Origin of the sequence: Marinifilum fragile JCM 15579, from assembly GCF_001310955.1 — a bacterium.
GTDB lineage: Bacteria > Bacteroidota > Bacteroidia > Bacteroidales > Marinifilaceae > Marinifilum > Marinifilum fragile.
Genome location: NZ_BAZX01000007.1, coordinates 151,351 through 157,783, shown reverse-complemented (window position 1 = coordinate 157,783; position 6,433 = coordinate 151,351). Strand labels below are relative to the sequence as shown.

The following is a 6,433-nucleotide window of genomic DNA, read 5'->3' as shown; positions in this document are numbered from 1 at the left end:
CACAACATGTATAATTATTGGCTAGCTCTCGCTACTTACGAAAAACCTCGCGGATTTTCTATTCAGTCTTTATTTGCTAAACTAGGTGCTTAAACACGCCACTAATCATACACAAAACCCTTACCTGCTTTCCTCACAATTAAGAATTTGTATTGTAAAAATTAGACATCCATTACAGCCCTTTCATATCCCTTGGCTTTAGTTGAGGGGCGTATTTATGAATTACATTTTATAATATTTATTTAGAAACTGCTCTCGATAAGTAATGCCGATTGGTATTTTATGATTTTTCATGGTAATTTGGTGTCTTTCTACAATATCTATATGCCTCATAGCCACCACATAAGATTTGTGTACTCTTGCGAATTGTTCCGTTGGCAATTGAGCGATGGTCTCCTTCATGGTTTGCAATACCATTATTTTCTTATCGCATGCATGAAAATTCACATAATTGCCAGCTCCCTCAATAAAATAAATCTGATCCAATAAGATGCGATGTACCTGTGTTCCACTGCGGATGATCATCTGATTATTTTGATTCTTTAATTCTGGCTGAACAGTTTGCTTAGCGCCATTGTTGCGTTCGTACACCTTCCCCATCGCCTTTAAAAAGCGTTCATATTTTATTGGCTTTAAGAGGTAATCAATAGCATCGTATTCATAACTTTCTACACCATATTCAGAATATGCCGTTGTAAATACTACCATTGGTTTGTGCTTTAAAGAATTTAGGAATTGTATTCCTGAAAGCTCGGGCATGTTGATATCGAGAAACAACAAATCCACCTCATGTTCAAGGAGATATTCGAGGGCCTTTAAAGGATTTGAAAAAGATCCTAAACAATCTAGAAAAGGTGTTTTATCGATGTAGGTTTTCATCAAATCCAATGCGAAGGGTTCATCATCTATAACAATACATTTCATTACAGTACTAGTTAAGCATTAAGTTTAAAGATATGCTATATTTTTCTTTTTGTTCTTTAATTTGAAGCTTGTGTTTATTGGGATAAATTAAATCCAATCTTTTCTTTACATTTTCCAACCCTATGCCAGAAGATGAATTGTTTACATTGTTTTTATTTACACTTACAGGATTTGATACCATCAATTTTAACTGATGATTTTGGCATGAAATAAGAATATTAATATTTGTTTCAGCATTGTAATGCAAACCATGTTTAAATGCATTTTCGATAAAGGGAATTAACAATAAAGGAGCCACAGAATTTGAAGAAAAATCACCATTGGTTTGATAGTTTATTTTTACTGGCATATCATCAGAAATGCGTAATTTCTGAATTTCGATATACCTACTGATATGATCTATTTCTTTTTGAACAGATACCTTTTCAAAATTACTCTCATAAAGCATATACCTTAATTGTGAAGAAATCATCTCAATAATATTGGCTGTATACTCATCACCATTTTTCGTTGCACTGGCAAAAGCAATATTCATCATGTTGAATAAAAAGTGAGGATTTACCTGCGCTTTAAGATAATTGAGTTCTGCAGATAGCTTTTCAGCCTTTAAACTTTGCTGTTTCTTCTCTTTCTTGATCCATTCTTTGGTTAAACCATATGACAGAGCCAAAGCCAATATAAAAATATGAAATACCAGAATTACTATAAATTGGGCTAATAATGGTTCTTCCTCCGATGAGTAGATCGAAGGCATTAAAAAATAATCAACCAATGATTCGCCAATACTTAGTACTATAGTTACAATTATCAGGTAAAAAATTAGCTCTCGTCTTAATCCTTTAGCGTTAAATTTTGGTATTAAAAAAAGTGAAACAAAATAAAATAGAACGATATTAAAGAATGTACCAATTACAACTGCCAACGAGTAGATATCCATTCCTCGTTTTAGAAAACCAATGTTGTTGATATTATGAAGTGCAATAAACAATCCTGTTATCCATATCAACAGGTGTAGGAATGGTTCCAAATGTCTTTTTTTCAATAGCATTATTTGTGTTTTAAACTATAAAAATAAGATTGATTATTCATTACGAAAATAATTTCACACAAAATGCTAAATAAAAGGATAAACGACATATTAAAACTGACAAGTTTAATTCATCCAATGGAAATTGGAGTTTGTGTATTATTCTTTTCAGTAATGGATTTGATTTTTAATTGATTTCATGATCAGATAATATTGAGGTGTAATTTAATGCACACCACAATATGAAAACAAACAAAACACTTGTTATACTTGTAATAATACTTACTTGTATGGCCCTATCAAGCTTAGCTTATTATCAGCAAAGTGAAAAAAAAACATCAGACAACTGGGATGTTATTTGTAAGAGTGTAGACAGTTTATTGCTATCGGAGATTGGTACAAATGATCCTGGTGGAAGCATTGGTATTATTTATGGGAATAACTTGGTTTTTAAGAAAGCTTATGGCTTAAGTGATATCTCCGCCTCGATTAAAAACAACAGTAGCACTAAGTTTGAAATTGGTTCTGTTTCGAAACATTTTACTGCTTATGCCATTCTCCTGTTGGAACAGCAACACAAATTAAAATTGGATGATCCGATTGGTTTATACCTACCTGACCTTCCCGATTATAAAAATAGGGTAAGCATCAGGCATCTGATACAACATACCAGCGGTATTGCTTCTACAGATGTACTCCGACTGCTAGCCAATTCTGATTTTGAAATACCCTGGTTTCAGAAAGACGAAATTAATATGATTGAATCATATCCTCAGTTGAATACAGAACCCAATACCCTTTATAACTATTCGAATTCGGGTTATGCCCTCCTGGCTGAGATTATTGAGGTGGTCAGTAAAATGAATTATCACGATTTTATGAATACTTCTGTTTTTCAGCCACTGGCTATGACATCTAGTTATGTATTTCATTCTCCTACTCAAGCGAAAAACATCACTACTAAAGGATACAAAAAAGAAAAGGATGAATTCATTCCATATCAAGTAAATTCTGAATACACCTATGGATCAACAAATATTTATTCTAACATTACAGACATGCTAAACTGGGGAAAACACATGCTTGAGGATGAACTTTCTTGCAAGAATTATTTATCGAGAGTTAGCACCCCATACAACACTCTTGAAAATGGAGATACCATTTCGACAACCTATGGCTTACACGTCAGCAATTATAAAGGTGTTAAACGGGTAAAACATTCGGGAGGAACACTGGGGTTTAGAAGTCAATTTGCCATTTATCCTGATCAAGATTTGTGTATTGTAATTCTATTAAATACGGAAAGTATAAATAGCGCTCGTCTTTTAAATAAAATTTGCAAGATTGTTCTATCGGATCAATTGATTGAAAAAGAGAAACAGCTGCGAAAAGAAATCCAATTGCCAGACAAACTAATGGAAGCCTATACCGGCAAATTTAGAATGCCTGATGGCGCGAGTATAGAAATCAAACTTGATGCCGACACTCTAAAACTTGTTATCCCTGGAAATCAGACATTCAGGTTATTTGCAGAATCGGAACATGAATTCTTTTTAACAGCTTTTGAGGCTCAATGCAAGTTTATAACCGATAATGATGGTAAAGTAAATGAATTGATTTGGCAACAGGGAGGTGAAGATTACGTGGCACATAGAATTTATAAAACTAAAATGCCAACAAACGAAGAACTTCAGGAGTTTGCTGGCGACTATTATCAGGCTACTTTCGATGTACATTATCCTGTTAGCTTTGATAATAACAAATTGACTCTGTCTCCTCCTAAAACTTTTGAAACCTATTTAAATTTTGGGAATACAGAATTGGAGTACATCGAAAAGGACAAATTCAGAGCAGGACAACTTGGCATATTAACATTTGAACGTAACCAAAAGGGTGAAATAAGTACGATGATTTTAAAGGATTTAGGTAGAGTAAAGAATTTCAGATTGGAAAAAAAACTGTAAGAATAAAATACTTCAAACAAGAGCTTGTGCAATTGACATACACAAGCTCTTTAACTTTTATGTGGTTTTTGTTTGCCAATATGCAACACACTATTATAGTTACTGTCTTTTAATTAACCTAAATTGATAACTATGAAAAAAATACTATTTGTACTATTAGCTTTCCTCACTTCTAATAACTCTTTTGGACAATCTGCAGAAAAAGTATCACCAACCCCAATTATGACTCTTGGAGTATTTCATTTCGCATACCATAATCTGGATGTGGTGAAAACTAAAGAGAAAGATATGATTTCCGTTCTTGATGAACCCTACCAATCTGAGATTAGAGCGATCTGTAAATCCATTTGTGAATTTAATCCTACAATAATAGCTATAGAACAGAACCCAGAAAGTCAGCTTACTATTGATTCCCTTTACCAGCAATATAAATTGGGAAAGTTCCAGCTTAAAAAAAGTGAAGTCTTTCAATTGGCATTTAGAATTGGGAAACAATTAAACCTGGACAAAATAGTCTGTGTAAATAATATGGGCAGACATTATAAAAGCGTAGAATCAATTTTTAATGACAGCATCAGGATTTCAAAATTTACAGATTATTATAATAATTCATATCAAACGAAACCTGCTACTAATGGCAAGGTATCAAGCATAGTTAAAGAATTGTACGAATTTAACAGACCTGAATTAATCCGAGAAAGATTAGCAATATATTTATCTCACCCATTTAAATATGAGGAGCAAGAAGGAGATTTTACAGGTGTTGATTTTGAAACTGGAAGATGGTATAACAGAAACCTTAGAATATTACGTAATATCCAACGAATACAATGTAATGAGGATGATAGAATTTTACTAATTATAGGTAGAGAGCATTTGAATTTATTGAATCTATTTTTAGATATTTCTAAAGAATACGAATTAATATCCCCATTACCATATTTGAAAAATTTGTAATCAATCAGAACATTCGCCAAGCAAGGCATTTGTGCGAGTTGGCAAGATAAAATCATAGAAAAGTTATATGTTTAAACATTAGCATAATTAATATATAACATTGTGGTTTTATAGAATAAAAACTTCAGTAAACCACAATACCCTTGCTGGTACGTGACTCTACCGTGTACCAATGTAAAAATAGAACCACACGAGAGAACTCGTGCGGTAGCGAAGTGGAAAATAAATAAATAAATAAATGAATGAATGTGTGAGACAAGAGCCTTGAGTCTTGTCTCTTTTGTTTAAATAACAATATAATGTCTTTGTAAAGGGACTATTGTTTTGTAAATTGACGAGCGGTTATTGCACAATACTTACCTATGGTAGATATATTGTGCAATAAGTGATTTAAGAAGAATAAATTTGACAATGCACTTATAAATACCTTAAAATACATTTAATAGAAGTTATTAAACATGAAACAGAACTTACTTTTTTCTATAATACTCTTGACAAGCAATCTGATATTTGGGCAAAACCACACCATTTTAGATAAAATCTATAAGCATTCTTCTGTAATCACAGAAAATGATACCATAAACTACCATACGCACGCCAAACAAGGTATTGATTCAATTAATACTTTATTCTTATATATTCAAGGTTCAAGAGCAAGGTCCTTATATCAACTAAGAGAACGCAATGGAAAAAAATCGATAAAAACAGTTCTGCCATTTAATTTAAATACCATTCCAAATAACTATTTATTTGTTGTTATTTCACGTAAAGGCTTTCCTTTTCTGATGAAAACAAACAAACCATTCTCCACTCCAAAATCATACTTTGAGAATCAAATTCTTCAGTATAGGGCTAATCAAGCGGACCTAGTTATTAACGCTTTGTGTACAAAGTACAACAATAAGTTTGATAAAATAATTGTACTTGGGCATTCCGAAGGCAGTGATGTTACTGCCAAACTGGGAACTATAAATAATAAAATAACCCACTTTGGATATTTGTCTGGAGGTGGCAATACGCAATTTATTGATTTTGTAACTTTTATTAGAAAAGATGTTGACAAAGGGAAATTAACAGAACAACAGGCTCAAAGCAAAATTGATTCATTGTTTAACGATTTAAAAGACATCATGTCCGATCCCAATGCCACTGATAAATTTTGGCAGGGAGAAAATAATAGCTATAACCGATGGAGCCACTTTTCCGAACCTCCGGTTGAAAATTTGTTACAGATAGAGCAACCAATATTTGCTGCCATCGGAACAAAGGATCAAGCTGTTGCTTTAGAATCGGCTTACTTAATCCCAATTGAATTTATAAGACACCGAAAAAACAATCTTACTTTCAAAGTGTACCCAGATTTAGATCATGGATTTGGAAAAGAAATAGAAAGTGGAAAGTTTGAAGAACATTGGGATGATGTTTTTCAAGATTTTCTAAATTGGGTAAATCAAACAGAATAAAAAATGTATGCTTACATTGGCTATAAGTAATTGCTTGTTCTCGCCTACTTCTGAAAATCCTCGCGGATCTTCAGTTTGGTTTGTACTTGCAAAGTTAA

At 32.7% G+C, this 6,433-nt stretch carries 5 protein-coding genes; 3 read left to right on the top strand and 2 right to left on the bottom strand.

The annotated features are described in order from the left end of the window. Nucleotides 1–222 precede the first annotated feature (222 nt). Together JCM15579_RS08105 and JCM15579_RS08100 are read right to left on the bottom strand one after the other, a co-directional pair. Nucleotides 223–924: a LytR/AlgR family response regulator transcription factor gene (locus JCM15579_RS08105; RefSeq protein ID WP_054718365.1), complete on the bottom strand. Its 702-nt coding sequence runs from the start codon at nt 922–924 to the stop codon at nt 223–225. 7 nt (nt 925–931) lie between these two features. Beyond that, a complete protein-coding gene (locus JCM15579_RS08100; RefSeq protein WP_054718362.1) occupies nt 932–1,972 on the bottom strand; it encodes a sensor histidine kinase in 1,041 nt (346 codons plus the stop codon). A 269-nt stretch (nt 1,973–2,241) separates the two neighbouring features. Between JCM15579_RS08100 and JCM15579_RS08095 the strand changes: the two genes are divergently transcribed. The 3 genes from JCM15579_RS08095 to JCM15579_RS08085 all read left to right on the top strand — a co-directional run bounded on the left by JCM15579_RS08095 (nt 2,242) and on the right by JCM15579_RS08085 (nt 6,335). Further along, entirely contained in the window at nt 2,242–3,915 is a 1,674-nt protein-coding gene (locus tag JCM15579_RS08095; RefSeq protein ID WP_054718359.1) for a serine hydrolase, read from the top strand. Between the two features lie 132 nt (nt 3,916–4,047). Then, entirely contained in the window at nt 4,048–4,872 is an 825-nt protein-coding gene (locus JCM15579_RS08090; protein ID WP_054718356.1) for a DUF5694 domain-containing protein, read from the top strand. A gap of 458 nt (nt 4,873–5,330) precedes the next feature. After that, a complete protein-coding gene (locus tag JCM15579_RS08085; protein WP_083464595.1) occupies nt 5,331–6,335 on the top strand; it encodes a dienelactone hydrolase family protein in 1,005 nt (334 codons plus the stop codon). The last annotated feature ends 98 nt before the right edge of the window (nt 6,336–6,433 follow it).